Annotated in this window: 23 protein-coding genes; 9 read left to right on the top strand and 14 right to left on the bottom strand. The window is 41.8% G+C overall.

Translation table 11 applies throughout. The annotated features are described in order from the left end of the window. Positions 1-33: 33 nt before the first annotated feature. Positions 34-2,112 carry a winged helix-turn-helix domain-containing protein gene (locus KO534_RS07160; protein WP_215928871.1) on the bottom strand — a complete coding sequence of 693 codons (2,079 nt, stop codon included), beginning with the start codon at positions 2,110-2,112 and terminating at the stop codon, positions 34-36. Positions 2,113-2,276: 164 nt separating this feature from the next. Here KO534_RS07160 and KO534_RS07165 point away from each other — a divergent pair, with 164 nt between their 5' ends. Next, positions 2,277-4,598 (top strand): CocE/NonD family hydrolase, encoded by a 2,322-nt coding sequence (locus KO534_RS07165; RefSeq protein ID WP_215928873.1) that lies wholly within the window; start codon positions 2,277-2,279, stop codon positions 4,596-4,598. A gap of 116 nt (positions 4,599-4,714) precedes the next feature. Here KO534_RS07165 and KO534_RS07170 read toward each other — a convergent pair whose 3' ends face one another. The 7 genes from KO534_RS07170 to KO534_RS07200 form a co-directional block, all read right to left on the bottom strand. Further along, positions 4,715-5,881, bottom strand: coding sequence for a hypothetical protein (locus KO534_RS07170; protein WP_215928875.1), 1,167 nt, complete (start codon positions 5,879-5,881; stop codon positions 4,715-4,717). A 66-nt stretch (positions 5,882-5,947) separates the two neighbouring features. Further along, a complete protein-coding gene (locus KO534_RS07175; RefSeq protein ID WP_215928877.1) occupies positions 5,948-6,493 on the bottom strand; it encodes a hypothetical protein in 546 nt (181 codons plus the stop codon). Continuing rightward, positions 6,486-8,054, bottom strand: a complete 1,569-nt coding sequence (locus KO534_RS07180) for a hypothetical protein (RefSeq protein WP_215928879.1) — start codon at positions 8,052-8,054, stop codon at positions 6,486-6,488. Before KO534_RS07180 ends, KO534_RS07175 begins: the two co-directional genes overlap by 8 nt. Before the next feature lie 61 nt (positions 8,055-8,115). Then, positions 8,116-8,901 (bottom strand): lytic transglycosylase domain-containing protein, encoded by a 786-nt coding sequence (locus KO534_RS07185; RefSeq protein ID WP_215928881.1) that lies wholly within the window; start codon positions 8,899-8,901, stop codon positions 8,116-8,118. Continuing rightward, entirely contained in the window at positions 8,898-9,362 is a 465-nt protein-coding gene (locus KO534_RS07190) for a hypothetical protein (RefSeq protein ID WP_215928883.1), read from the bottom strand. Before KO534_RS07190 ends, KO534_RS07185 begins: the two co-directional genes overlap by 4 nt. Before the next feature lie 46 nt (positions 9,363-9,408). Next, positions 9,409-11,301 (bottom strand): tetratricopeptide repeat protein, encoded by a 1,893-nt coding sequence (locus tag KO534_RS07195; RefSeq protein ID WP_215928885.1) that lies wholly within the window; start codon positions 11,299-11,301, stop codon positions 9,409-9,411. Positions 11,302-11,390: 89 nt separating this feature from the next. Further along, positions 11,391-12,296, bottom strand: a complete 906-nt coding sequence (locus KO534_RS07200; RefSeq protein ID WP_215928887.1) for a hypothetical protein — start codon at positions 12,294-12,296, stop codon at positions 11,391-11,393. A gap of 593 nt (positions 12,297-12,889) precedes the next feature. Between KO534_RS07200 and KO534_RS07205 the strand changes: the two genes are divergently transcribed. The 3 genes from KO534_RS07205 to KO534_RS07215 are packed head-to-tail and all read left to right on the top strand — an operon-like array spanning position 12,890 to position 15,662. Beyond that, positions 12,890-13,192 (top strand): DUF1330 domain-containing protein, encoded by a 303-nt coding sequence (locus tag KO534_RS07205; RefSeq protein ID WP_215928889.1) that lies wholly within the window; start codon positions 12,890-12,892, stop codon positions 13,190-13,192. A 3-nt stretch (positions 13,193-13,195) separates the two neighbouring features. Continuing rightward, positions 13,196-14,251 carry a nitrilase-related carbon-nitrogen hydrolase gene (locus KO534_RS07210; protein ID WP_215928891.1) on the top strand — a complete coding sequence of 352 codons (1,056 nt, stop codon included), beginning with the start codon at positions 13,196-13,198 and terminating at the stop codon, positions 14,249-14,251. Next, positions 14,244-15,662 carry an aldehyde dehydrogenase family protein gene (locus KO534_RS07215; RefSeq protein ID WP_215928893.1) on the top strand — a complete coding sequence of 473 codons (1,419 nt, stop codon included), beginning with the start codon at positions 14,244-14,246 and terminating at the stop codon, positions 15,660-15,662. The genes KO534_RS07210 and KO534_RS07215 overlap by 8 nt, the downstream gene beginning before the upstream one ends. A 415-nt stretch (positions 15,663-16,077) precedes the next feature. On the opposite strand, the gene KO534_RS07220 is transcribed toward KO534_RS07215, so the two are convergent. The 3 genes from KO534_RS07220 to KO534_RS07230 are packed head-to-tail and all read right to left on the bottom strand — an operon-like array spanning position 16,078 to position 18,463. Further along, positions 16,078-17,343 carry an MFS transporter gene (locus KO534_RS07220; protein WP_215928895.1) on the bottom strand — a complete coding sequence of 422 codons (1,266 nt, stop codon included), beginning with the start codon at positions 17,341-17,343 and terminating at the stop codon, positions 16,078-16,080. A gap of 35 nt (positions 17,344-17,378) precedes the next feature. Next, positions 17,379-17,696: a YciI family protein gene (locus KO534_RS07225; protein ID WP_215928897.1), complete on the bottom strand. Its 318-nt coding sequence runs from the start codon at positions 17,694-17,696 to the stop codon at positions 17,379-17,381. Between the two features lie 11 nt (positions 17,697-17,707). Then, positions 17,708-18,463: a GntR family transcriptional regulator gene (locus KO534_RS07230; protein ID WP_215928899.1), complete on the bottom strand. Its 756-nt coding sequence runs from the start codon at positions 18,461-18,463 to the stop codon at positions 17,708-17,710. An 86-nt stretch (positions 18,464-18,549) separates the two neighbouring features. On the opposite strand from KO534_RS07230, the gene KO534_RS07235 reads away from it, so the two are divergent. The 4 genes from KO534_RS07235 to KO534_RS07250 are packed head-to-tail and all read left to right on the top strand — an operon-like array spanning position 18,550 to position 24,108. Continuing rightward, positions 18,550-19,905, top strand: coding sequence for an MmgE/PrpD family protein (locus KO534_RS07235; RefSeq protein ID WP_252732008.1), 1,356 nt, complete (start codon positions 18,550-18,552; stop codon positions 19,903-19,905). A 3-nt stretch (positions 19,906-19,908) separates the two neighbouring features. Further along, on the top strand, positions 19,909-21,282 hold the full coding sequence (locus KO534_RS07240; RefSeq protein ID WP_215928903.1) for an MmgE/PrpD family protein: 1,374 nt from the start codon (positions 19,909-19,911) through the stop codon (positions 21,280-21,282). A 4-nt stretch (positions 21,283-21,286) separates the two neighbouring features. Continuing rightward, entirely contained in the window at positions 21,287-22,741 is a 1,455-nt protein-coding gene (locus tag KO534_RS07245; RefSeq protein WP_215928904.1) for a phenylacetate--CoA ligase family protein, read from the top strand. Further along, positions 22,741-24,108, top strand: a complete 1,368-nt coding sequence (locus KO534_RS07250; RefSeq protein ID WP_215928905.1) for an amidase — start codon at positions 22,741-22,743, stop codon at positions 24,106-24,108. Before KO534_RS07245 ends, KO534_RS07250 begins: the two co-directional genes overlap by 1 nt. Before the next feature lie 319 nt (positions 24,109-24,427). Here KO534_RS07250 and KO534_RS07255 read toward each other — a convergent pair whose 3' ends face one another. The 3 genes from KO534_RS07255 to KO534_RS23600 form a co-directional block, all read right to left on the bottom strand. Continuing rightward, positions 24,428-25,027: a class I SAM-dependent methyltransferase gene (locus tag KO534_RS07255; RefSeq protein WP_215928906.1), complete on the bottom strand. Its 600-nt coding sequence runs from the start codon at positions 25,025-25,027 to the stop codon at positions 24,428-24,430. A 100-nt stretch (positions 25,028-25,127) separates the two neighbouring features. After that, complete coding sequence (locus tag KO534_RS07260) at positions 25,128-25,619, bottom strand: DUF7000 family protein (protein ID WP_215928907.1); 492 nt, start codon at positions 25,617-25,619, stop codon at positions 25,128-25,130. Positions 25,620-25,730: 111 nt separating this feature from the next. Continuing rightward, positions 25,731-25,856 carry a hypothetical protein gene (locus KO534_RS23600; RefSeq protein ID WP_289848804.1) on the bottom strand — a complete coding sequence of 42 codons (126 nt, stop codon included), beginning with the start codon at positions 25,854-25,856 and terminating at the stop codon, positions 25,731-25,733. Between the two features lie 110 nt (positions 25,857-25,966). On the opposite strand from KO534_RS23600, the gene KO534_RS07265 reads away from it, so the two are divergent. Beyond that, positions 25,967-26,656, top strand: a complete 690-nt coding sequence (locus KO534_RS07265) for a hypothetical protein (RefSeq protein ID WP_215928908.1) — start codon at positions 25,967-25,969, stop codon at positions 26,654-26,656. Positions 26,657-26,876: the final 220 nt, after the last annotated feature.

Consider the following 26,876-nt stretch of genomic DNA (forward strand, 5'->3'; position numbering starts at 1 on the left):
ATGGGGCGCCAAAGTGAGTGCTGGCCAAGGTTACTAATCTGCGACTGTTTGGTATATATCGGCCTGCAAACTATCAGTGGTATGGTAAAGCAGTCCTCGTTTAGAGAGGTCAAAGTGATAGCTTCCTATCTCAAATAGTTTTCTAGCGGGTTGTTGTAAGTTATCTTTGAGCATCAAATGACGTTTTCCATCAACGAAGTCTTGCCAGGCCCATTTAGAACCGACTTTTTTTAACTTGAAATGGCGGCCAGCCATTAGGTTCAATTGATTCAGTTCTTCATTGTTTAATGGTTTTTGTTCAGTTGAAAAGAATAGCTCGCCGTTTTGATGTTGCCATAACATGTCATCTGAATCGGCAGAGTATTGGATGAATGCCCACTTTTCGTCTTCATAGCTAACCTGATGAGTGTGAATGTCATAATAATTCACGCGCCAACCTTTTTCAGTTTCAGTGCTATAGGCAAAAACGTGATCATTTTTCCAAGATACACCACGCATCTCTATTTGTGGAATCTTTAGGGGTTCTGAATGGCCAGTTTTAGTGTCAATTAAATAAATCTGATTAAGGCCCAAGCCTAACAAATAGTTGCCGTTGTATGACCATAACAAGTCGATGATATGGCGATTATCATTAAAATTGCTGAGTTTAGTTAGGTGTTTTCCTTGGGTATCGGTAAGCCAAACTTCTTCACTTCCAGTGCTTAAACCAACAAAGGCAATTTGTTGGTTTTGGTGAGAAAAAACCGCGAGTCTGTCGTCTACAGAGGTGTTAGCGACAAACACCTCTGTCTGTTTTTCAAAGTCATAAAATAGTGCGTTTTGATTCACATAACCCGCAATAAACATGTAGTCTTTGCCGTTCACGTGTCGCAGTGGAGTGCGCAGTTGTTGACTGCCAGAATAGATAACCTGTTGGTCTTTGCCAGCTTGGTCATAACTGACTATTTGATACGCTGGATGCTCACCCATTAACACCACACGTTCCCCGCTGTGATCCCATATTCCGCAACAAATGAAGGCATCTTGTTTAAATAATAATGCTAATTCATTCGTGTCTAAGTCAAGAGAGTAATAACCCTCCCACTGTTGCTTATCAGGGGAGGAAATTAACAGTTTATTTTCGGTTGGGTGAAGGTCAAATTGGTTGTTGCCAGCAACAAATTGTTGCGGTTGATTTAAGCGACGTTTGGCACCTGTGGTTAAATTCATTTCGAACAGAGTATACGGAGTGCCATCTGTTTCGGTGTAAATCACTTTATTGTCATCTTGAGTGAAGCTAATTCTCCCGTAACTTCCAGCGGGGCAATTGTGGATTAACTTTGCCTCGCCAAGGGTTAAGCCATTGATTTCACGCAAATAGTACTGGCACGAAGTGGGTGATGCCACTAGATAGACCAGTTTGCTGCCATCACTATTCCAGGCAGCAGGACCATATCCTAAGGTTTCATTATCATTATGAGTAATTTCGATGGTTTGTTCGTCGTCCAGAGACTTTATCCACAAATGAATTCTTTTTTCAGCGAATTCCATATAAGCAAGATAATTGCCATCGGGAGAAACTTGTGGCCACGCATCATTTCCCGCGGTGCGGGTTAACGCCTTAACTGCAGTAATGGGCTGATGTGTTTTATGTTGCATGAGTCCGAATGTTATCCAGATTAATGATGCCACAATAACCACGGCCAAAAATGTTGCCGCTATAGGAAACTTCGCAGTTGAAATGACAAAGTGATGCTCATCTTGAGTTGCTGGATTGCCCTGTGCGGCTGAAGACTCAGGTGAAACTGCGGGCGGATCTTCAGGTAATTCAGAAACAGTGGCTATAAACCTATAACCTTTTTTAGGAAATGTAGCGATATAAAGTGGCTTTCTAGGATCGTCATTGAGATTTTTTCGCAACTTATTAATGACTTTAGTAACAGCATTATCGGTAATGATTCGTCCTCGCCACACCTCTTCAATAAGTTGTTCGCGATTAATTATTTCATCAGTATGTCGGCAAAAATAAGCGAGCAACTCAACCACCATAGGCTCGAGTTGTAATATTTCTTGCTCGAATCTTAAAGTTTGTTGTTTTTCACAAAACACAAACCCTTCAATTTGCCAACGCATCGGATTCCAAAAATTTAGTTAAGTCACGGAAAAATAACACAATGATATAAAGCGGTCACCAAAAGTCACAACTCGTCACTGATTTATCACTACTTCATTACTTCCTCACACTATTGTTAGCCACGCAAACTAACGAATAACTGCGGACTACAAGGAAATTAAATATGACATTTTCAAAACACAGCCTTTGGGTGAGTATAGTGATCAAGTATTACATTTTGGGCATAATACTTTTTATGCCTATGATTGCCAGCGCACAGGATAACCCTGAGCAATTTCACAAATTTGCGACGCCAAAAGCGCTACTAGAACATAAAGTTCAGAGCAAACAGCAGGCGATTGATTTACTGCAATCAAATGAATTTAAGCAACAACTCAGGGCACTTGCTTTAAAAATTGATGCCACCCATCCATCAGAATTGACGGCACAAGAGGGCATATCCCTAAGTTCAATACTCGCGCAGCACAATAAAACCACAAAATTGATAGAAGAGCAGAAATATCCAATCAACTTTTATCATCATTCACTTTATACCCAGGCTCAGCAAACTAGTGTGTCTTCTAACACCACCCTAGAACAACAAATAGCGAAAATATTTACCCATTTGATGCTAAGTATTTCAGACGAGCAGCTATACAAAACCAGTTCGACTATGGGGTGGTCTTTGTCTATGGGGCAGGACTATATGTTGGACTTATTCAAAAACTATCAGCAAAACGACACCCTAAATATCTATCAAGCAATCGACTTAATTTCCAACTATCAGCTTTATAAAACCTATCAAAGCGTATTGCCAATTGTGGTGCCTATGATAGCTGCAGAAGAGAACAAACGTTATGTGGTCGACACAGATGTATTAATAAAAACTCCAGATGGCGCGAGTATCTCTGCGTTAGTGGTAAGAAAACGCGGTGATACGCAAAAAAGAGCAAGCGCCATGCAATTTACAATTTACGCTGACGAAAAGTGGGAAATTAAACAAGCCATGCACGCGGCCGCGCATGGTTATGTTGGAGTCAGTGCCAATACCCGTGGTAAAGCCAAAAGTCCTGATAAGATCATTCCTTGGGAGCGTGATGGAGAAGATGCCACTGCGGTGATTGATTGGGTTTCAAAACAGCCTTGGAGTGATGGTAATGTGGTGATGTACGGTGGCAGCTATTTGGGTTTTACTCAGTGGGCCGCAGCAAAACATATGCATCCGGCTCTAAAAACTATTGTTCCAATAGAAGCCGCCCATCCGTTTGTTGGCTTGCCCGTTGAAAATAATATTTTTATCACTCCTAACTATCAATGGGTATTCCATGTTACCAACAATAAAACGATGGACCATTCAGTTTACAACGACTGGCAACATTGGCAAAAAACCTATGACGAATTATTTGAAACTGGCCGTGCTTTTAAAGACATTGATAAGATAGAGGGCACCCCCAACCCTTGGTTTCAAAAATGGTTAAGTCATCCGAGTTACGATAGTTATTATCAGAACATGCTCCCCTATCAACAAGATTTTAAAAACATCAATATTCCAGTATTGAGTATTACTGGCTATTTTGGCGCTTCGATTTCTGCAGCATATTTTTTCAATCAGCATAACCAGTACAATCCGAATGCAGATCACGCCTTGCTGATTGGTCCTTATAATCACGGCACAGCTCAAGGTATTCCGCGGACTTACCATAGTAATTATAAATTGGATGAAGTGGCGCTACAGAAAGATACTCAGGAAATTACCTTTGAATGGTTTGATCACGTGTTATTCAACAAACCTAAACCAAAGCTGATTAAAGAAAAGGTCAACTATCAATTGATGGATAGTAATACTTGGCAACATAAACCCTCATTGACTGAACTCAATCAACAAGGAGTCACTTATTATTTAGGGGCAAAACAAGATAACAACAAACATTATGCCCTGACCACACAACCACAAAATGCTACTGATTACATTTCTCAAAGGGTTGATATGAGTGACAGACAAGCCCAGCACAATGCCCAAGAGTGGCAAGTCATTAAAAAGCAATTGGACGAACCCAACGGTTTAGTTTTTGTTACTGAAAAGTTTCAAAGATCTCAAGAATTAACAGGTGCAATTACTGGTCATTTTGCTTTAGCAATCAACAAGAAAGATTTGGACATCGGCTTTAAGTTTTACGAACTAAAGGAAAATGGCGAGACATTTGCGTTATCTCGATATATTAGCCGAGCCAGTTACGCAGGTGATATGAGTCAACGCCAGTTGCTCACTGCCAATCAAAAAACCATTATTCCCATTGTTAACAGCACCATGACTTCGAAACTTATTAAAAAAGGAAGTCGTCTGGTGATAGTTTTAAACGTCAATAAAAATACCGGAGCTCAAGTTAATATGGGCACAGGTAAAGATGTAAGTGACGAAACCATTGCTGATGCCGGCGAGCCTCTTGAAATTAAATGGTTTAGCGACAGCGAAATTCATATTCCACTGAAACCTTGGAAGATGTGATAGTTAAAGTAAAACAAACACCACACTATCTATAACGCCCAATAAATTTGGGCGTTTTCCATAAGATGTTGACTTAGATTGTGATTTTAAACCAAAACTCTTTGAGCTATAGCTCGCTAATCTACCAGTAACCTATGAGTGTAAATTGAGCTTTCTATATGCTGTGTTTGCAACCAATTAGTCAGTTTAGTTTTGGTTAGTTGTTGTGGTTTAGACAGGTTTTCGCGGTAAAGCCTTAATGATTCGATTTCTTCTTCACTAAGAGCATCAGCAAGTGTAACCAAAAAATAACTGCGGTTGGATAAGCGGTGTTTAGGAAGTGGAATTCGCCAACCTTCAGTTGAATGGGAAAGTGGCAGCACAGTGTAGGCATCTTGAGCAATGAGCAGCACCTGAACCTGAGATGGCGGTGCAACTAAATACAATTCACAGATCTGTTTTAGTGTTAAATCGGCAAAGACTTTGTTAGAAGAAGGTAGTGTTTTGCTGGTGGCGGTTTCACAGCTTTTATTCTGTCTGAGCAAGGCCTGCACGTGTATTTGGGGGGAGCTTATTGCTTGGGATGCCTGTGCGGGGTTAATGGTATCTTGGTGCTGGGTATCTTCTGGCAATATGACTGCTTTGAATCCATATATTAAAACACAAAACAAAATAATGCTCATGATTATTATAGTACGTAGGTAGTGAGTACTTACTGTTTTTATTGCGCTTGTAGTGGGTTTCGATTGTGGTGTTGTGGTGCTAGGAAGAGCGGACGCTGCATCTTCGAGATTGTTCACTATCATCGTATAGTCATTTTTGCCCAGTTGCTCTTGATTCCCTTGGGGTACTAAAAACTGTACTTTGGCCCCTAACGCCGACCATTGTTGTAACTGTGAAAACGCCAGCTTATATTTAAGTGCAACTTTGTTAACGGCTAATACTTGCTGGTTAGTTGTGTTCACTTCGCCCGTTGCACAAATGACGTTGTCGCCAGACGCTACCTCGCCATCGCCAAGCATACCTTTTGATTGCGCTAAATGTCCTAAAAACATGGCCAATTGCCAACTATTGCCTTGGTCAATACGGGCACTTATATCAACACGGTAACTACATGCACCAAACATTTGCTGGATAATGCCCACGCCTTTTTTTACAAAGTTGTGATAACTACTGCTGATATTGGCTGTGGTAGAGGTGCCATTGACCGATACCACTGAACTGATGTCTTCATCGTCAATGGCGGTGATATTTTGTATCGCCACTAAGCCTTGAGTAGTCGCCACAAAAACGTGAGTTTTCATCTAAGGCGCATCCCTGCAATGACTACAGAAACAGAGCTCAAAGATGAAGCAACTCTACAATCGGGATTATGAAAGGTATATCGCAAACTCAGTATCAAACATGTTTATAAATTTCTGATCTGATTCTTCCATTAATAGCTGCGTTTTACCATCCACAATAGGAGGGAAATGTAATGACGAAATTAAATTTTCGGAGCAGCAATTGACGCGTACCCCTTGGTTATGGTGATTTTGGGCTGAATGAGGAATTTTAAGAATCACATATACTTGCCCAGAAAATTGTTTGTCGCGCTTAAAAAGTAGCTCAAATTGTGGCGTTTTACGGCTACTGATTTGAGTATCGGAACTGGCTGCTGCTTGCAAAGGACTGACTGCAAAGGCTAGGGTTTGTAGCAATTGCATATAGTGACGTCGTAAGGTCAAAGATTGATTAACTTTATGCATAACCGTTTTTTCATCAATATTAGGGTTGCCTTGGGCGAGCTGCACAAGATCGTTAAATACCAAAGAGCTCGTTTCTTGGTTAGCCTCAGTTAAAGGCTGATGTAACTCTCGATACAAATTTTTGGCAGTAAATATTTGCTCCCTTAAGTGATAGTGATGTTCAGGCATTAGATGCTCCATAAATTTGCTTAAATCTACTACTGAATATGCATAGGTCAGAGCGATAAATTGCCTCTAATTCAGTATTTTTGTGATTTAATTTTTCTAATCTCAATAAATAACCTGCCACTATTTGCTGACATTGTTGTAGCGCGTCGCTACCGTCTTGGTAGGTTTCTAATTCAGCTCTACAGGGCAGTGTTTTAAATCCGTCCTTGTTATTAAGGTTAAATGCTTTGTTTGCCTCTGCTAACCATGTCTGAGTACTTCCATATTGAGACAACCATTGCTGGATCTCAGTAAACATATTGCCCTTGAAGTTATCTGATTCTTGGATTTTTTCTCGCATCCAAATTTTGAGAATTTGTTGCAGTTCTAGCGGTATTTGTTTCAGCATGATGCCAACAAACAACGGGCTTTTTAGAGCATAAAATATATAGCCTATGGCTTTTTGTACTTGTTTACATTGGGTTTCTGAATCATTTAGTTGTTCAACAAACCCTTGGTAGTCATGTTCGGGGCATTGGGATAGTTTATCTGCCAACACTTGAGGGGATTTTCGTTTGGCTTGCACTAATACCGACTGCCAACCAGAAAATATTTTTAACCGTAAAAACGACAAAGGTAACTGCCGTGCCAATTTACTGTGACTCAAAATTGCGCTCATAGCTTGATATTGTGCCAATGTTAAAAATTTAGGTGATTGGCACAACCAACTTAAATCTGTGTCACTTTGTGTCTGTTCAAACACTGTGTTTTGCACCCAATCTGCGGGAATTTCTCCAGGTTCGCCATTAGAATCATTAACTAAGCTCAACCCGTGCTCCGCATTAAAGGCGTTTTCTACCACTTCCATGGCGCTGATAGCATCGAGTAAGTCATCTAATACTGTGGAAAACTTGATATAGCTAGGCTGTTCTGGAGGATGTAGCCAAAAATCGAGTACGTCTTGGTCGGAAATATTTTTGGTGCTTAAACCATGCTTTTTTAACCAACTGCTTATTGCCCGAAAACGTTCTTGGGTACTGGCTTCAGGTAGATGCTGTTTTAAGTAGGCGTAAATGAGTTTTTGTAACTCAGAAGATACGTTTTTTACGGTTTGTGCGTTGGCATCCAACAAGTTTTTTTCAATATTACCCAGCTGGGCTGGATCAATGCTGGCGATCAACTCTAGCATTACCGCTAATACCGCAACTCGAGTAGGGGAAATGCTAAATTCAATGTCACCTAGTTGCAGCGTCAAATATTCCTTACCCATAGAGGCTTTACCTAAAGTTGTATGCAACGGCTCTGCAAACGCTTCCCGGAAACGTTTAGGTTGGATGTTTTCTTGCAACCAAAAAAAGCTCAGTAGGGGAGAAGATGAATATTGTGGATGGTTGACAACTGCCCAACAAAGAAAGCTCAGTTCGTAACACACTGAGCCATAGTTGCGACAGACAATATTTCTGGAAAGTAGCTCAACATCTTTATGATGATATTTGTAGCCGTTAAGGCCTGGGGTTTCTTTTAGTTGCGCAAATAGCGCCTTTAAGGTTTCACTAATTCCATAGTTAATAATACTGGTCATTTGGCCTGACTAAGGTTGCTACTGTTATAGTTATGAGGTTAATTTAACGGATTAGCAGACTCTAATCTAGATAAATAGATTCCCACTGCCTGACCTTGGCTATTTTCGCATCGCGCGACACATCAATGGGCTGAGGATTGACCGATTCAGTGTTGTTTTTGTATCTCGGCGTTTTCGTTTTACTTTGATAGTTGCGGGTTATGTTGTGCAATCGTAATGCCCGTAAGGTTTCGATTTGTGAATTTTCAGTAGGGGTGTCAATCATAGCCAGTTCCATAGCTAAATCAGAATCAAATAACTCAGCTTCAGCATAACGAGAGCGTTCATTGTTGATATAGTTAGCTTCTAGAAATAAATGTGGCTTGTCGTGATCTAGAAATGTTTGTTGGGTTCGTAATACTTTTTGCACATAATTTTTAGTGGCTGGCATCACCCTAAGCTTGCCATCTCTGCTTTTCACACCAGAGCCACCATTGTAGTGTGATAACGCAATCTCTACTCGGTTTTCATAACGGTCCAGTAACCTTTTTATAAATTTAATTCCAAGCTCTATATTGATCTCAGGCTCAAATAGTCGTTCTCTGGAGACCCCAAAAGCTTGCTCTGCGGTGCGTGGCATAATTTGCATCACTCCTTTGGCTCCAGAGTGGCTAAGTGCTTCAGGGTTAAAATTCGACTCGACCTTAGCAATGGCTAACGCTAATGATGGTGCAATGTCATGGCGTTTTGCTTGTGAAATGATTTGTTGCTGTATCTCTTCGGTATTGTAGTAATAGGTTGCCAAAACCTGTGGCGGCAAAAATATCACCAAGAAGCTTAATAACTTAAGGATTACACTGGGTTTCATGGCATTTTCTCCAACTGATTTTGCCAGCTTTGATTAAGCATAGTGATGGAAAGGTCTGGGTGATTGATTCGTTGGCGTAGCGCCATAATTTGCGCCAAAGCTAAGGTATCTTGTACCGCCAGTATCAATGGTTGAGTAGCTTTAAACCCTAAGAGCTGCCGATTATTCAAGGGATTGAGTTGCTGATCGTAAAATTTTCCATTGAAGTAAAAGGCATATTGCTGGTGTTGATTGCCAGCGGTTGTATTGGATGGTGCTTTACCGCTACTATTTGCCAGTTTCAGTTGTTCGTCGATGTCTAACGGTAGTGGGTTTTGTTTCACCGCTTCGACATTTTGTTGTTCGGGCAGACCAATAGAAAATAAAGCCAAAATTAACAAAGAAAAAAATGCCATTGAAAGACCTAGGGCAACTTCTGTCATGGCTTGGGTGCTAGTGTCGTGATTGTTATGTTGATGCATAAGTACCTCCATTAGAGGTTATGCAATACTTAGAGAGAAAAAATGCTTAGTGGTTTAACATTTGCAAATTAATACGAGCGATTTGATTACCTTGGTCTGCTGCTTGTTGGTACAGGCTTTTAGCTTTAGTTAAGTTTTTATTCACGCCTAAGCCTCTTTCGTAAAGTTTACCTAAACTATTCTGCGCATCTGCGTCACCCTGGATAGCGGCTTTGTCATACCAGAAAGCGGCTTGTTGATAATTTTTAACTATGCCTTGGCCGTATGTATATTGATAAGCCAAGTTGCGTTGTGCTTCCTTATGTCCTTGTTCAGCGGCTTTTTTATACCAAAAGGCGGCCTGTGAATAATCCTGACTGATACCCTTACCTGTTGAATACATCAACCCAAGAGTCGCTTGCGCTTTTATGTGGCCTTGCTCGCCCGCCAAAGCATACCAATTGGCCGCTTGGCGCAGATTTTTTTGTGTACCTCTGGCATTTTCATACATTTTTCCTAACAAGTATTGTGAGCTAGCGTCACCTAAATTCGACGCTTGTTCGTAGTAATGTAGTGCCTCAGGATAATTTTTATGTTGATAATAATCATCTGCTAAGGCTCTGTTTTCTTGCTGTTTAAGGAGTAACTGTTGCTGTTGCCTAAGCAGCGTTAATTGCTGTTTAGCTTGGTTTCTATATTTGCCGTTAGGTTTGACTACAAGGTACTGCTGAAAACCTTGAACAGTGTTAATAGTTAATGTTTGTTGCCAACTATTCTCATCATCTTGAAATCCTTTAATGGCTGCCTGTGCTTCCATAAAGTGTTGTCCTTGAGGCCATAGATTCAGGTATTGCTGGTAACTTTCGAGGGTGTTGACCCCTTTGGCTTGGACCCACATTTGTTGGTCCAGTCTCGCCTGTTTTTCTTCATCAGTTTCGAGCTGAGGTTCCTCTAGAGCATCGGGTTCCGCTATAGCTGAGTCAGTGTCTGGTAGTTGCGGCTCTTGCTGTGGTGGCTGATTAAACAGTCCACTGAAAAACTCATTGAGTGTATCCCATGAGTCAGAGTGCTCTTTAGGCGAGATAGTAAACTGGCGCTGCAGATTATTGTACTCAAACTGAAGTGCGAAGGTAGAATGGTTATCTAAGTTGGCCAGTTGCGTTCCAAGTTCCGATGCGCTCAATTCAGAGGTATATTGGTAAGATCGATTAATATTTAGAGCTGCTTCTTGATTGAGACCTTGGTTTTCACTGGGTATATCTCCTAATAAAACGTCAGCCACATAACCTTGAAGATTCTTTAAATAATCATCGATTTGTTGCAACTGCCCACTAGTGAAATGGTTTAGGTTTAGCTGATAGTCAAATCGTCGTGGCAAAGCCGCTAATTTTTCACTGAGTACTGCACCAAGATCCTGGGCTAATAATCCTAAGTTTTGCTGCAACCAATTGCTTAGACAATCTGCAATACAGTTTTTAGCAGGAGTCATTACCCAATTATCCACCGCAAACGCATCCTGTTGTGCGCCACTTTGTAAGTCTAATAAACGTCCAGACAAACTAAAGTACCATTTTTGTGTTATTGCCTGACGTTGTTTAAACGCATTGAGTTGATATAACAAAGCGAGATTGACTTCTTTACCTGAACGTTTTGCACCTTGTCTGATGGCTCGGTCGGTTAGGGTAGAGCAGTCTTCTAACATACAATTAGGTAAATCTAAATAATGCAAATTAAGTACATCAAAATCAGCGTTTCCAAGGGCGGTAGTTAGTTCTTGGGAAATTGTACTGTGTATATTGGCCGTTCTAGGTAGTTCGGTAGGCGTATGGTAGTTTTTGTCGGGTAACACCACAATTTTCCAACGTTCAGCGGCAAAACTTGTCTGCCCGCACAAGTACATAAGGCCAAAAACGTAACCTATCAGTGAATGTATTGTGCTTTTGTTCAAAAGGTTGGACATAGATGTTTGTTAATACTTATGTAAGCTAAGTGGTATCAATTGCTAATATCTGTGCTGGGCATTTTTAAAGTAAAAATAAAGCAAAATTCTTACCAACCTTCAGCAATGTCGCGATTAGGGTTCTCACCTCTAAAAGTAATGCGTTTTACATTAAAGTTATTACCTTCAAAATTAATAGTGGCGCGCATTGTTAATTCTTCAAGTAATTTTAGAATATTTCTACTCAGTTTTGCCGTACCAGAAGTTGAACGATACAACAATGTTGTGCGGGTATGGCGTTGTTGGGTGGGGCGATGTGATATATAGCCAGAAAAAAGCAACAAATACTCTTCAATATTCGCCATGTCTTGGAGGCTAAATCCGTCAAATTCTAAGTAGTAGTCATTTACTATTTGGGTTTTATAGGTTGTGTTTGGTTGTGATGTTTCACCGCTTATCAACCAGTTTAATTTTTCAGCTAAAACTAATCCTAATTCGTCTCCTAATACTTTTGCTTCATCGCCTATTTCTTCTAGGATGCAACTTTGTTTATTGCAGGCATAGGGAATGGACCAAGTGCGCGGACTTAGCACTTCAAAATTATCTAAGAACAGCCCCGACTTGGCGTTTAGTATTTTGGCCGCCACCCGAGCTCTGGCATTTTTAGCGTAATCAGTGGTAGTGATTGCGGCATAAGTACTCAGCACTACCACTAGATCGATAGGCGGGCGAGTTATGGAACGTGCAATATCGATGAGTTCAGCATCAGTTCGATACTCGCGGTCCTGATTAAAGGTATCTAGGGTAAGACTGGTTTCGTCATAAATATCAGCGACCTGACTGAGTTGTTGACTAATACTGGCATAGACTCGTTTATTAATTTGATTATTTCTGCGGAGCGAATTTTTGTCGGCGTCTTCTATCATTATGATTAGGTTAACACTGTCTGCCCCTTGGGCACTGGGAAGCGCTGCAAAGGTTAAACAAAACACAATAAATTTTAGTAACCCACTCATGGACAGTTCCTTGATTTATAGCTGCAAACAATGGCTGTTTTAGGTTATGCAAAACTTTGGGGCTGTTTTACAACGAAGACTGGTAGGAAGCTTATTTAAACATATTTTTAAAAGTGGGTGTTATCCCAAACATCCTCTTTATTCTTGTAGAATTAGACGTTCTAGCTGTAATGATTTTGCTGGAGCTGGTATATCCCACATTTAATACCAAGCCAAAAATTAGAAACCCGTGAAAAAATAACTAGGTCTAAAGGACTAATGCCGATCAGTTAAGAAAAACTTTTAATAATCGATTGATAAATTATTGGTGTAAAAACAATAAAAGTGGATTCCGGCCAAAAGACCGCCGGAATGACCGTAATCCCCCTCTCACTTGTCATTCCCGAATGCTTTTATCGGGAATCCAATGTTAAATAGACTGACTGGCGTTCCATCAAAAAAATCTGCTGCTCACCTTAAGTGAACAGCATTAGGTCTAAAGGACTGCTTTGTTATTGCCAAATATCAAACTATGCTCGCACACAAATTTGTTTCACTTCAATATGTTGTGTCATTTGCTAAAGTAATCAAAATTTAATAATTGAGTCGTCAACATGAGTGCCTATTTGATAATCCAAGCGACGGTTCACGATTGGGAAAAGTTCACTGTGTACACCCAAATCGTTCCACCTTTAATTAAAAAATTTGGTGGGGAATATATCGCTATGGGTGCGCCAGAACTAATTGAAGGGGAGAGCGCACCTAAGAGCCTGGTCATTTCACAATGGCCAAATACTCAAGCCGCCCATGCGTTTTGGGATTCCGCTGAATATGCCGCCGCCAAAAAACATCGCGAAGGTGCAGGCCAATTTAATATCATGCTTATTGACGGCATGACACAGACCCCTTTGGAGTAAATTATGTCAATCGCCTATACCGCAGTTGCATTGCAAACCCGTTGTTTCGCCGTTAACAAACTAAATGAAGCCGACGCCCGGCAAAAAATTTATGACAATATTCGCCGCGTCGCTGGTCAAGTTCAAGGCACTAAGGGGTTTGTAGGACCCAGTGTAAAAATGGTGGTATTGCCAGAATATTTTTTAACGAGTTTTCCTATGGGAGAGTCGTTTGCTCAATGGAAAGAGAAAGCCGCGATAGCCCAAGATGGTAAAGAATATGAAATGCTCGGTGAAATCGCCCAGAAAAATCAAATTTATTTGTCTGGCAATGTCTACGAGCTGGACCCTCATTTCAGCGACCTGTATTTTCAAACCTCTTTTATATTAGGTCCAAGTGGTGATTGCATCTTACGTTATCGACGTTTGGTGTCGATGTTTGCGCCTACGCCCCATGATGTATTAGATAAATACTTAGACATATATGGAGCCGACTCTTTGTTTCCAGTGGTCAAAACTGAGTTAGGTAATTTGGCTTGTGTGGCGTCAGAAGAAATACTCTATCCAGAAATCAGCCGTTGTTTGGTGATGAATGGCGCAGAAGTGTTATTACATAGTAGTTCTGAAGTGGGGTCTGTGGAATTAACGCCTAAAGACATCGCTAAACGGGCTCGAGCAGTTGAAAATTTAGCCTATGTAGTGTCATCTAATTCTGCAGGTATAGCTGATATCGACTTTCCGGCAGAGTCGACTGATGGTATGTCAAAGTTAGTAGATTTTAAGGGCCGGGTGATGGCTGAAGCTGGTATGGGAGAAACCATGGTGGCTAATGCCGAAATTGATATCACCGCATTACGCCGCTATCGCAATAAACCAGGTATGGGCAATATTTTATCGCGGCAACGTAATGAGTTATTCAGTGCACATTATAATCAAACTGTGTACCCAGCCAACACTATGCTCAATGAAAACAAAGAGGTCAATTTGCCAGATCGTAGTCACTTTATTGCCACGCAAATGCAAACAATTAAGAACCTACAAACAAATGGGGTGATTGAAGCGGAGCAAAGCGATGAATAATTCTCAGCAAACTATGGCAATAGTCAATCCTCGCAGCGGAGTCGAAGATTTCGATTTAACCCTTTCTAGTGCGTCACAAGTGGCGGAATTGGCGGCAAGTTTGAAACAACAGCAAGCTCACTGGTGGGATATAGGTTTATCAGGTCGAATCTCTGTTTTACAAGAACTAGCAAACAGTATCGCGCAATATAAGCCGCAATTACTTGATGCTTTGGTAAATGACACGGGTCGCTACAATGAGTCAGAATTAGAAATTGATGTCACTATTAACAGCATTCATCGCTGGTGTAAGCAAGCGCCAGACTTATTGACCAACAAGGAAGCGTGGAAAGCAGAAATTCCTTTTATTGAGTTACAGCAAGATTACTTACCTTACCCACTAGTGGGCGTGATTAGTCCGTGGAATTTTCCGTTATTGTTATCCTTAGTGGACGCAATACCCGCACTGTTAGCTGGTAGCGCAGTTTTAATTAAACCCAGTGAAGTCACATCTCGTTTTGTGGTGCCCTTTAATCAGATGCTTAAATCCATTGGGCAACTAAACAAGGTATTAGCTGTAGTCAGCGGCGCCGGTGAAACTGGCCAAGGGGTAATTAATGCTGTTGATTCATTGTGTTTTACTGGCAGTGTGGCAACAGGTCGTCAAGTAGGGCAACTTTGTGCTCAAAGATTTATTCCCGCATTTTTAGAGTTGGGAGGTAAGGATGCTGCCCTTGTTTGCCAAGACGCAGATCCACAACTTGCCGCGAAATCCCTTTGTTGGGGCAGTATGGTAAACGCTGGGCAATCCTGTATGTCGATAGAACGGGTATACGTGCACAAGGATATTGCCGCGACGTTTTTAACTAAGTTGGTGGAAAACGTCAAATCACTTAAACATAACTATCCGGATATTCAGCAGGGTCAAATTGGTCCGATTATTTCTGCCAAACAAGTGACTATTGTGGAGGCACAGCTGCAAGATGCTAAAGATAAAGGAGCCAAAATTTTATGTGGTGGTGAGGTGCTCAATTTAGGAGGTGGCCGCTATTGTATGCCTACAGTATTGACCGATGTTACAGCCGATATGAAGATTATTGACCAAGAAACCTTTGCCGCGATTTTACCAGTGACTGTGGTCGACAGCGATGAGCAAGCTATTGCGTTGGCTAATGATTCAGAATTTGGTTTATCGGCAGCAGTATTTAGCCAGAATATTGAACACGCCCAAAAAGTTGCCAGCCGATTGGAAGCGGGGGCCATTAGCATTAATGATTCGTCGTTAACTGCACTCATTCATGAAGCTGAGAAACAATCCTTTAAATATTCTGGATTAGGCGGTTCGCGTATGGGAGCAGAGTCAATTAGACGTTTTATTCGTAAAAAAGCTTATATCCGTAACACTGGTGTGCCATCACCTTGGTGGTTCTAGGGCTTCCATGTTTTGGCTAACCACTGAAAAATCTGCGTTCTAAAAAACACAAAACGAGTCTTTAGGGCTCGTTTTGTGTTTTAGGTGTGGGTTAATACCAATCCCATTAAAGAAGCTTACTCTGCGTTGCGCGAATTTGAAAGAGGCCCACTATTCCTGCATTCACGCGCCTTGATTAAGCTTCTTTAAATCTCGCTGAGAGGTCACTTCTTTAATGGAATTGGTATAATTTAAGTGTTTGGAAAATAACCAGTGAATATCAGCTAAGAGCCTATCTAAGTCATTTGCTTAAGATCTGGTATCGATGGCTTGGTATTGTCGGGTTGATATAGGTGATTGGCTATAATCGTTTTGATAAAAGCGAGGAAATATTACACGCAGCCTTGAAAACCCGAGGCTACGTGTAAATGGGTTATTAAACGTGTTTTTTCACTTGGGTGATCAGTACCACAGATAAGGCAACCAAGACGCAGAATATCAAAAAGGCATTGTTGTAACTGCCGTAGGCATCATAAATGGCACTGGTTGCCCAAATACCTAAACCACCACCAAAGGCATCTAATACCGTAATCGTACCTAGTAGTTTTCCTGAGGCCTTTAAACCAAAGTTATTGACGGCATTGATTTGCAATAGAGTGTAAAAGCCGCCCCACATAAATCCAATTAAACCAATGGGGACTAACACATTGTCTTTGTCGGCCACTAACATGCCGGCTAAGCCTATTAACATCAGTATTAGGTTGCTATACAACACACGTTTCCCTGAAATTTTATCGGCAATTAAACCAAACAAAAATTTACCAATCAGTGCAGGAATAAACAACACACTCAAGCCGGCTGCGGCAGATTGTAAGTCAAACCCTAGATCCATTAGATGTAATACTAAGTTGGCCTGAAAACCCATAATGGTATAAAAGGTGAACATGGCGATAAAAGCAATAGACCAAAATGAGCGGGTTTTTATCGCTTGTTTATAAGTCAATCCATGTTGCGATAAATCAGCGCTGGATTCTTCAGCGTTTTCGTCAAATCCATAGGGCTTCAGTTTCATATCAGTAGGGCGGTTACGAAGCAAAAACAAGGCGAGTAAAAACAACACAGAGGGGATTACTGCCCCTAATTGCATGGCTTCGCGCCAATCCATGCCGTCTGCCAACCAAGAGGCAAATAAAGGTGCTAACACTGCGCCACCTAAGGAGGTGCCTACCACAGCAATACCTATAGCTGTGCCTCGTAATTTTACAAACCAATTAGAAACTAAAATTACAGCGACATTAAGACCACAAGCGAGTAGTACAATTGCGAATGCTGCGTGGATCATATACAGGTCAGAAAGATCACTGATATTGCCATAAGCATAAAAACTTACGCCAAGTACCACTGAGCCAACGACCACTAAAAACTTCACCCCAATTTTGTCGATTAATATGCCAAACAGAGGCGCCATTAATCCCGTTAGGGCAAGGGTAATTAATCCCCGCAGTTTTAAATCTCCCCGAGACCAATCACTAAATTCTGCAAGTATTGCGCTGTCAAATGCTGTGATCCCGGTAATCACCATGCCGTTTGAAACTAACAAACACATCATGGCGATAAAAACCGTTATCCAGTGCATAGGATGCCCCATATTTTTGCCCGCTTTGGATGCTGGGCTGTCACTTGTTGCTGATACTGATTGCATGGGGTACTCCTGGTTTTATTGTTGTTTTAGGGAAATTAATTGGAAGCTTGGGTAGGCCAGTTTTTACCACCGACCCAACTTCCTGCGTAAGCGTTAAATTCAAATATATCTATCGAGGCCCAGATATTTGCTACGAAATAAGGATCACTGCGTAACAAGTTTTCGGCCTGTTTCACATCGTCTGCCTCAAGAATGTAAAGCGAGCCAATAATTTTGGCGTTGTTTTTAAGGGGCCCCGCCACACAAATATGTGTCATATGCTCTTCAACCCATGCAAGGTGCGCGGCCAAATGTTGCATACGCTCACCTTGCATATCGGGGTGTTTATCAAGGCAGTTAAATTGCACTAACATGATATTCCTGACTATTTACTTGGATACAAAACGGAGCTAAAGCTAAAACGTTTTGCCGGATAAATGCTTTCTGCAGCTAGGATTAAGTCGTCATCCTTGAGCCCAAAATAGCGACGTGTGATCTTCATTGCTGCTGAATTAACCGGCGCGTCTAACTGAGTTGCCAAGGATTCTGTGAGTAAGCAGGCTGACATTTGTTGTTCAATCTTTCCTATTTTTCTATCGTCAAGGGCTTCGATAACTGCGTAAATAGCGGTTTTGGTATCTTTAAGTTTTTCGTCAACCTCATCCTGGTGGGGACGACGATAAATATTGGAGTAACAAATTGTTTTTTTATCGTGAGGTTCAAATCGTACCCCCCCCACGTGAATGCACTCCTGTCCTTTAGTGGCATTGAGTAATGCCGCGATCGATTCATCGGAGATGATCATATCGCTGACTTGCACTTCAAAACGAGTATTTTGTCCAAAGGCTAATAGATCTTTAACCGAATTAATAAACTGATTGATTTGTTCTGGCATAGTGTTGCGTTTAACTAAGGTACCTGAACCCTGTTTACGTTCTACTAAGCCAGTTTTATCCACATATCGCAGCGCTTCACGAGCGGTGTGGCGACTAATCGAAAATTGCTCACATAGCTGTTTTTCAGTCGGCAAGAGCGTATTGACAGCAAAATCGCCAGATAATATCTGCGTAATCAGCGTTTCACCAATGTCCTGATATTTGGGGAGCGGGTGTTTAGTTGATAACAATTTGATTTTAGTCATTTATGCTCAATGCTTAGTCGAATAACAGAATAATACCTGTTATAAATATGTCCGGACAAATTAAAGAGTATAGGAATAAAGTTAAGTTGCCAACTAGTCATTCACTAACCAAACAGTTGTTAATTGACATTAATCAAATGCCTATTACCCAAGCTGACTTAACTCGCGCAGGGCAACATGTACTCGATTGGGTAGCATGTGCCAGCGCTGCGAAATCGTCAGAGGCAAGGCGTGCCTATCAAGCCTTGTTGCTGCTTGATGACGTAGGCAAATGTACTGCAATTGGTGGTCAAAAAATTAACATGCAAAACGCGGTTCAGTTCAATGGTGCCTTGGGAAATGTACTTGAGATGGACGATATACATCGTACCTCTATTTTACATCCGGGGCCTGTGGTGATCCCTGCGGCCTTGGCGGCAGCTGAGCAAACTGAGTGTTCTTTAGAAGCCTTTCTAACCGCAATCATTAAAGGTTACGAAGTCACAATTCGAATGGGCGAAGCGATTGGACGCAGCCATTATCGTTATTTCCACAATACAGCAACTTGTGGGGTGTTAGGTGCTGCAATGGCTGCAGCGTCGGTGTTTGAGTTGTCACAGCAGCAAACACTTTCGGCATTAGGCAACGCAGGCAGCACAACGGGTGGGCTGTGGCAAATGCGCAATGAAAAAGTTTTAACCAAACAATGGCATAACGCCGAAGCCAGTCGTTCGGGTTTGATGGCGGCTTTTATGAGCAAACAAAACTTAACTGGGCCAGAATATATTCTCGAAGGGCCGCAGGGCATATTTAACGCGCTGTCAGACGATCCTTCATTTGAAAACTTTATTAAAACACACCCTAACTGGCGCATTTATGATTGTAGTTTTAAACCTTGGCCGGCCTGTCGTCATGCCCATGGGGCCATGGATGTGTTGTTAGAGATACTTAACAAACATAGTATTAACCTAGATGACATCGAACGTATTGATGTGGGGGTTTATCAAGATGCCCAATTGTTTTGTGATCGCATTACTCCAGAAACCAGTTTAGAAGCTAAATTTAGTATTCAACATGCACTTGCCGCCATTTTATTGTGGGGTGAACCCCAACTAGAGCACTATACAGTGAGTGCAATTGCAGAAGTTGCGTCTCTCGAATTGCGGCAACGTATTCATGTTTATATCGATGAGGATATCGAATCTCAATACCCACAACATTTTGGGGCCAAATGCTCAGTGGTGTTAAAAAGCGGCCAGTGTATTGAACATCAGCAACAAGATACTTTAGGAGATCCTGAAAAGCCTCTTTCTAAGAAGCAACTTCATAACAAAGCGCAGATGCTGTTAAGCCATGGAGGCGTGAGCCAACAAAAAATTGAGCAATTGTGCGCCTTTGATTGGTTGCAAACGGCACCTGTTTTCACATTTTCGGCATTACTTAGCCCAGTACAGAGCAATTAATCTATGAGTCATTCACCTGACGCCATCAAGTTGTTGATAAAACATATTGAAAATAGCAACTATGAAGGTTTACCCGATTCTGCAGTGAGCGCCTGCAAGACCTTTATTCTTGATTCAATAGGGGTAGGGATCAGCGGTTCGCGCGTACCCAATGTCGCTAAAATTAAACAAGCGGTAAGTCAGTGGGGCGAAGCACATCAAGCCCAAGTTTGGGTAACCGGCGAATGGATGCCTGCAGTATCGGCTGCGGCGATTAACGGTTATCAAATACATAATCAAGAGTGGGATTGTGTACACGAACCCGCAGTAGTACATCCAATGGCAGTGATTTTGTCGTCTTTGGTTGCTTATGCCCAGCGACATAATTTATCGGGGCAGCAACTGATTTTAGGTGTGGTGATTGCGGTGGATGTGGCGACCTTAATTGGTCAGTGTGTCACTTCAAGTTTAAAGTTTTTTCGACCTTCAATTTGTGGCTGTTTAGGCGCAACCGCTGGGATTTGTGCGATGCAAGCAATAGAAGGTGAGACCCTACAAAACGCCTTAGGTATAGCCTATAGCCAGCTTAGCGGCACCATGCAATCTCATGTAGAGGGATCGCCAATGTTAGCTATGCAAATCGGTATTAATTCAGCAGCAGCTATCCGCGCGGTAGATATGGCAGCAGCCGGCTTTGCTGGCCCTAAAGACATATTGCAAGGACCTTACGGTTATTTTCAGCTATTCGAAGACAGCTTTGATCTCACTCCTTTAGTGCAAAAAATAGGTTTTGAATATCAAATAGAGCAGGTGAGCCACAAACCTTTCCCTACCGGTCGAGCCGGTCACGGCACGGTTGATGGTTTGCAGCAATTACAAACACAACACGGCTTTAGTGTGCAGGATATTGCCAGAATCGATGTGTATGCAACGCCACTAATCAATAAACTAGTTGGGAGGCCTATTAAAGACGACATGGATGCCAGCTATGCCAAGTTGTGTAATGGTTATATTGCAGCCACTGTATTGTTAGCTGGTAGTGTTGCTGTGGCTGATTTTGAGCGCGAATGTTTAACTGATAACACGCGCCTCGAACTGGGCGCTAAAGTGTTTACCCATCTAAATGATACTCAAGATTTGAATGCCCTAGCACCTGTGACAGTGATGGTTACCTTAAACTCAGGAAAAGAACTAAAGGTTGATTTGCAACATGTCTTGGGCAGTCCACAAAATCCTCTTAGCCGCGAGGCACAACTTGCCAAGTTTAAAGCGGCTTGTCACAGCGCAATTTTAGCATTTGATGAGTTTAACCTTGAGCATTTGATAAATAGCATAGACCAACTCGAGCAAATCCCGAATATTAATAGCCTAGTAGCAGCACTCGTCAGTAGTAGGTAAAACAATGAAAAATTTGGTCGATATGCCATCAAACACAGCCAGTAAATCAAAAAAGACAAGCACATACCCGACCTATTTTGAGTCCTTTGACTATGAGCAGATGTTAAAAGACTATCCCTTGGGTGATGATGTATTCGAACAGTTTGCGGGCATGAGCCGCAGCACCTTAGAAGAATTGCAGAATGTACGTTTTAAGCAAGTCGTAAAACGAGCGTGGGAGATCCCATTCTATCAGCGTATCTGGGGTAAGGCTGGAGTCAAACCTGAAGATATTCAAAGCCTTAAAGATATTGAAAAACTGCCGTTGATATCAAAGTCAGATATCATGGATAGTGTCGAGCAATATCCACCCATAGGTGATTTTCACGGCCTTGACGGCATTCCACCTGAGCAACGCCCGCCTTTAGTGTTTCATACCACTAGTGGTACCACAGGCACGCCGCAACCATTATTGTTTGGACCCAAAAGCCGCGAAGTGCAATCTTTGCTGGTGGCGCGTTCATATCGATTTATGGGGCTCAAACCAGCAGCGACTATTCAATCATGTTACGGCCACGGCATGATTAACGGTGGTCATTATATTCGTGAAGCTGTGACTAAATACACTAACTCGATGTTTTTGTCGGCAGGTACTGGAGTAGAAACTCGCTCGGTGCAGCAAGTGAATTTGATGAAAACCTTTGGGGTTAATGTGCTGGTTGGTTTTGTGGACTATATCAAGCGCCTTGCCGATGTTGCCAAAGAAGAAGGTTTGGTGCCGGGTGAAGACATTAAAATCGATATGATTATCGGTCATCTAGGCATGGAAAGCCGCGAAAGCATTGCAAAAACCTGGGGTAACCCAGAATTATTCGATTGGTACGGCGTAGGTGATACCGGCACCATAGCCGCTGAAGGCCCAGACCATAATGGCATGTACGTATGGGAAGACGCACAATTTTTAGAATTACTAGATACCGATACCAACGAACCTGTCACACCGGGAACCACAGGAAACATGGTGGTCACCTGTTTATACAAAGATGATGTGTATCCGATAATTCGTTTTAACACCCATGATATTAGCCAAGAAGTGTTAGGCGAGAATTCCCTAAATATGCCTTTTAAACGTATCAAAGGTTTTATGGGACGTTCTGACAACATGGTAAAACTCCGCGGCATCAACATTTATCCTCAAGGAATCGGCCCCATGCTCGACGAGCGCAGCGAATTCTTGGGCGAATTTATTTGTGAAGCGATACGCGAAGCAAGCGGCCGTGACGAAATGATAGTGCGGGTTGAAGTCTCAACGCCAGAAGTGGAACGCGCTAACTTGTTACCTGCCTATATCGAATTGTTAAAACGTAAGATAGGCATAGAAGTCAAAGTGGTGTTGGTGGGTGAAGGTGAATTAACCCCTTTGACTCAAGTAGACATCAGGCAGAAACCAATTCGCTTGATAGACAAAAGGTTTAAATAATGGATACCGCGCTGCTAAGCCAAGATGTGAGTACACATATTGCGCTAATTAAGGATAAACAAATTTCGGCGAGAGAGTTGGCCGCTGAGCAATTTGTTTTGATTGAATCGCTCAACCCGACGATTAATGCCTTTATTGATTATCAAATGCCAACGTTTTCATGTAACGAATCGTTTTCGGGACCTACCACATCTTTAAAGTCGTTGTTCCAAGGAATATGTTTTGGAGTCAAAGATAATATTGATGTCTTGGGGTTTGCTACCACGGCAGGCATGGCCACTCGAGTAGGACGCCAAGCGGCTCAGGACGCATTTGTGGTTAACCGTTTGCGCCAAACCGGGGCGCAGTTTATGGGTAAACTCAATATGCACGAAGGTGCGCTGGGTGCCACCAATCAAAATGAACATTTTGGTAATTGCCATAATCCTCACAAACAAGGATTTACCCCGGGGGGATCATCTGGCGGATCAGCGGCCGCGGTAGCCTCGGGTATGGTAGGTCTGGCGCTAGGAACCGATACTATGGGCTCGGTTCGCATACCTGCAGCATATTGCGGTATTTTTGGTTTCAAACCCAGCCGAGGAGCTGTGAGCAATAGCGGTTCAGTCACTTGCAGTCGCGTTATGGACTGTATTGGTCCTATGGCTCGTTCAGCAAAAGATTTAACCTTAGCCATGAATGTACTTACGGCATTTGACCAAGACTCGGCTTCTTCATTTAATTTCAGTGTTTTTGACAGTTATTCCTACCCCGACAGTAAGATACTCTTGGTCCCTCAAAACTTAGAAGAACTAGGTGTGGCAGCAGATATAGTGGCTGACTTTAATGCCAATTTAACTGCGTTTACTGATCTAGGTTTTACATTGCAGTATTTCGATTTTGCTCAGTACAACTTTGCAGCCGCGCGCCGCGCGGGATTATTGCTGTGTGAAGCAGATATGCGTATTGAACACCAAGCTGACTGGCAACATAACCGGCATTTATTCTCGGACTATATGCGCGGTATGTTGTCCTATATCGAACGTAAATCCCCTATGGACATTATGGGGGCAGAACGCATATTGGATAAGGCCAAAGTGTTTGCACGGCAGTTATTTAAGCAAGGCAGTGCTATTCTTATGCCGACTAATTTACAGCGGGCATTTTCCTTTGATGATCCAGTACCTGCCAACCAAGCTGACTTAACGAGTTTTGCCAATCAAGCTGGATTACCGGCAGTGTCATTGCCTATGTTAAGTACCCAATCGTTACCTGCCGGAATGCAAATTGTTGGACCCTTAGGCAGTGATAACTATTTATTAGATTTAGCAGAAAGTTGGCAACAACACACTGAGTTTAAATGTGAGTTGCCAAAGAGCAGTGGTTAAACAATCGATACAAACTGTAGCAAAAATTGAGTGTAGTTTGTCTGCTGGTTTATGATTGCTTTGGTGAAAGTATTTTAGTGCGATTCGCCTGTGGTAATGACGGTAGTTCCGACATTGCCGACCTAATAGAGTCAATAATATAAGGCTGTATAAAGCTCACTTGATTATAGAGTCTTATTAATCAAGCAACTTGACCCCTTTGTTCTTCTTGGAAGCTTAGTGGATTAGACATTTTTTAAAAGCCTGAGTAACAAGTTCCGAGAATTTATGTCCATGGCCAGCTTATTGATGCCTAGTACTGTGAATATTGTGGTCACCACTAATTTTTACATGCAACCACTTGTACCACCGCACTTTCACCCTGATGGTGTTTGCCTTCTGAAATATGTCTGACTGTTTCTCTGCCAATTTTAAAATCTAAAGAGTTTAGCTCTGCGTGCAGCGCTTCCAGCGACATAAATAATTCTTTATTGGCTGCGGGAGGTCCTCCTACACCAGAGGTTTGTAACTGGTGTTCAGTGTAAGCTTCTAAAATAAACACCCCAGATTTCTTCAGAGAAACCGCAACTTTTTTGTGCAATTTTAAGCGTAGCTGTGGAGGCACGTGGGCCGAAATTGACACTATTGCGTCCCAACAATCATTACCAAGATCATAGTCATTCAAGTCAGCGACAACAGTTGAAATCGTTACGCCATTTTCTTGTGCAAGTTTACTGGCTTTTTCGAGACCAACAGATGACTGATCCACAGCTGTGACTGTATACCCTTGTTTCGCTAAAAAGACTGCATTTCTACCTTCACCTTCTGCCAAACACAATACTCGGCCCTGCTTGGGAATACGAGAATACTCTTGTTTCAAAAAATCGTTTGGGTTGGCGCCATAGGCAAACCCTTGTTCACTATATCTTTGGTCCCACATAGGGATGTTCCTCTATTTTTTGTATCAATATTGGCATTGTTACCACTATTGGCATTGTTACCACTATTGGCATTGTTACCACTATTGGCATCGTATATCGCTATTGGCATTTTACCAATATATCAAACACTTCCTTTGAGCGTGTCGTAAATTCACTGTGAATAGATTCTGAAAGCTTTAGTAGATTGTCAAAATCTGGATTATCAAGGATCACAATCTCGAAAATGGAATATTCAGGCATAACCTCTGGATTAACCCACTTTGTGCCTTTTAACTTTTTCCAGTACTCAATCTGTACGTTTTTTGTTTGCCCCAGTACCCAAAGTTCGAACTGCACCTTTTGATGATTCAGAACCACAGCGAGTTTCAGTTTGTGTTTTTTGAGATAATCGTTTTGTAAATAGAAGTAGGTAAAGTCGACATATCCATGCATGACGCTGGCGACAGAAAACTCATCTCGATAGTTTTTATGAAATTCGTTTCTTAGACTTTGAAATATCGATACTAGGCTTTGAAAGGTTTTTTGGAATTCGCCGCTAGCCAATGCTTTTTTATAGGAAATTATCTGAGAATTTAAACTCTTATCTGACACTTTTACTCACCCTTTCATAACCCCTAAGTCACACTATACTGCAGTTAAAAGGTTGTAACCTATGAAAACTGCACAACGCTTGTAAGCTGCCCTTAATAACTTGTAGTGTGTTTATAGCATTTTGTTTTTATTGAAAATACCCAGCGCCACAATTTTTATAAATAGTTGTGTGTATGCAGCCATAGTTGCGGTTTTAAATGGCATAACATCTACAAATTGATATTCATCATTCTGCATTAAATGACCCTAGCGTAAAGTTTTACTCAGGGTGGTAATCAAGTACCAAGCAGGTAAACAGGTAGCGATTACCCCGGCTAAAAATAATTAAATATAACAAGGGTCAATTTATGTCTTTTATTGAAATGTACCAGTTACCCATTCTTAGGTGGTTACACATTGTGGCAATGGTGTATTGGTTAGGTGGTGAGTGGGGAGTATTTCAAACTTCGTTCAATGTAATTAACCGCAAATTGTCGATGGACGAACGCCGACGCCACATGGAAACAGCTTATCGTATCGATATTTTGGCACGTACTGGCATCATCATGTTATTGCCGCTTGGCTTACACATGGGGCACTTTTGGGGAGTTCAACCCCTTGGTGGAAACTGGCTAGTTGGTATGTGGGTTGTGTTCGCTATGTGGCTAGGTTTGTGTTGGTCAGCCTATTATTATCGCGATACAGAAAAGGGCATTCGCTTAACCAAGTTCGACGAGAGCATTCGCTTTGTCGTGATACCTGCATTGTTAATCACTAGCCTTTGGTCATTATTTGGTGATGGACCTTTGATGGCTGAAGCTGGGCAAAAATGGTTTTCAATCAAGATGTTCTTTTATGGTTGTACATTGATGATTGGCCTTAAATTACGCTTTATTATGCGGGAGTGGAGTGAGTTGTTTATTGTGTTGGCAAAAGGAGAAAATGCTGAAGTGGAGGCCACTTTAGACCGTTCAATTCGTTTCGGGCGTAAACTTGCTTACCTTTACTGGATATTGATTCTAACTGTTGCTTTCTTTGGTGCAGTTAAACCATTGTAATTTACCGAAAGGTTGCTTGAATAAAAAAACGCCATATTAAATGGCGTTTTTTTGATGGAGCGCCAGCCAGTCTATTTAACATTGGATTCCCGATAAAAGCATTCGGGAATGACAAGTGGGAAGGGGATTACCGTCATTCCCGCAGTCTTTACTACTATCGCTCACCCTCGTCATATATGGACCCACCCTATTTGCAAGACATTTGATTATGAATTTGAAA

The organism is Paraglaciecola arctica, from assembly GCF_018861065.1.
GTDB classification, from domain to species: Bacteria; Pseudomonadota; Gammaproteobacteria; order Enterobacterales; family Alteromonadaceae; genus Paraglaciecola; species Paraglaciecola arctica_B.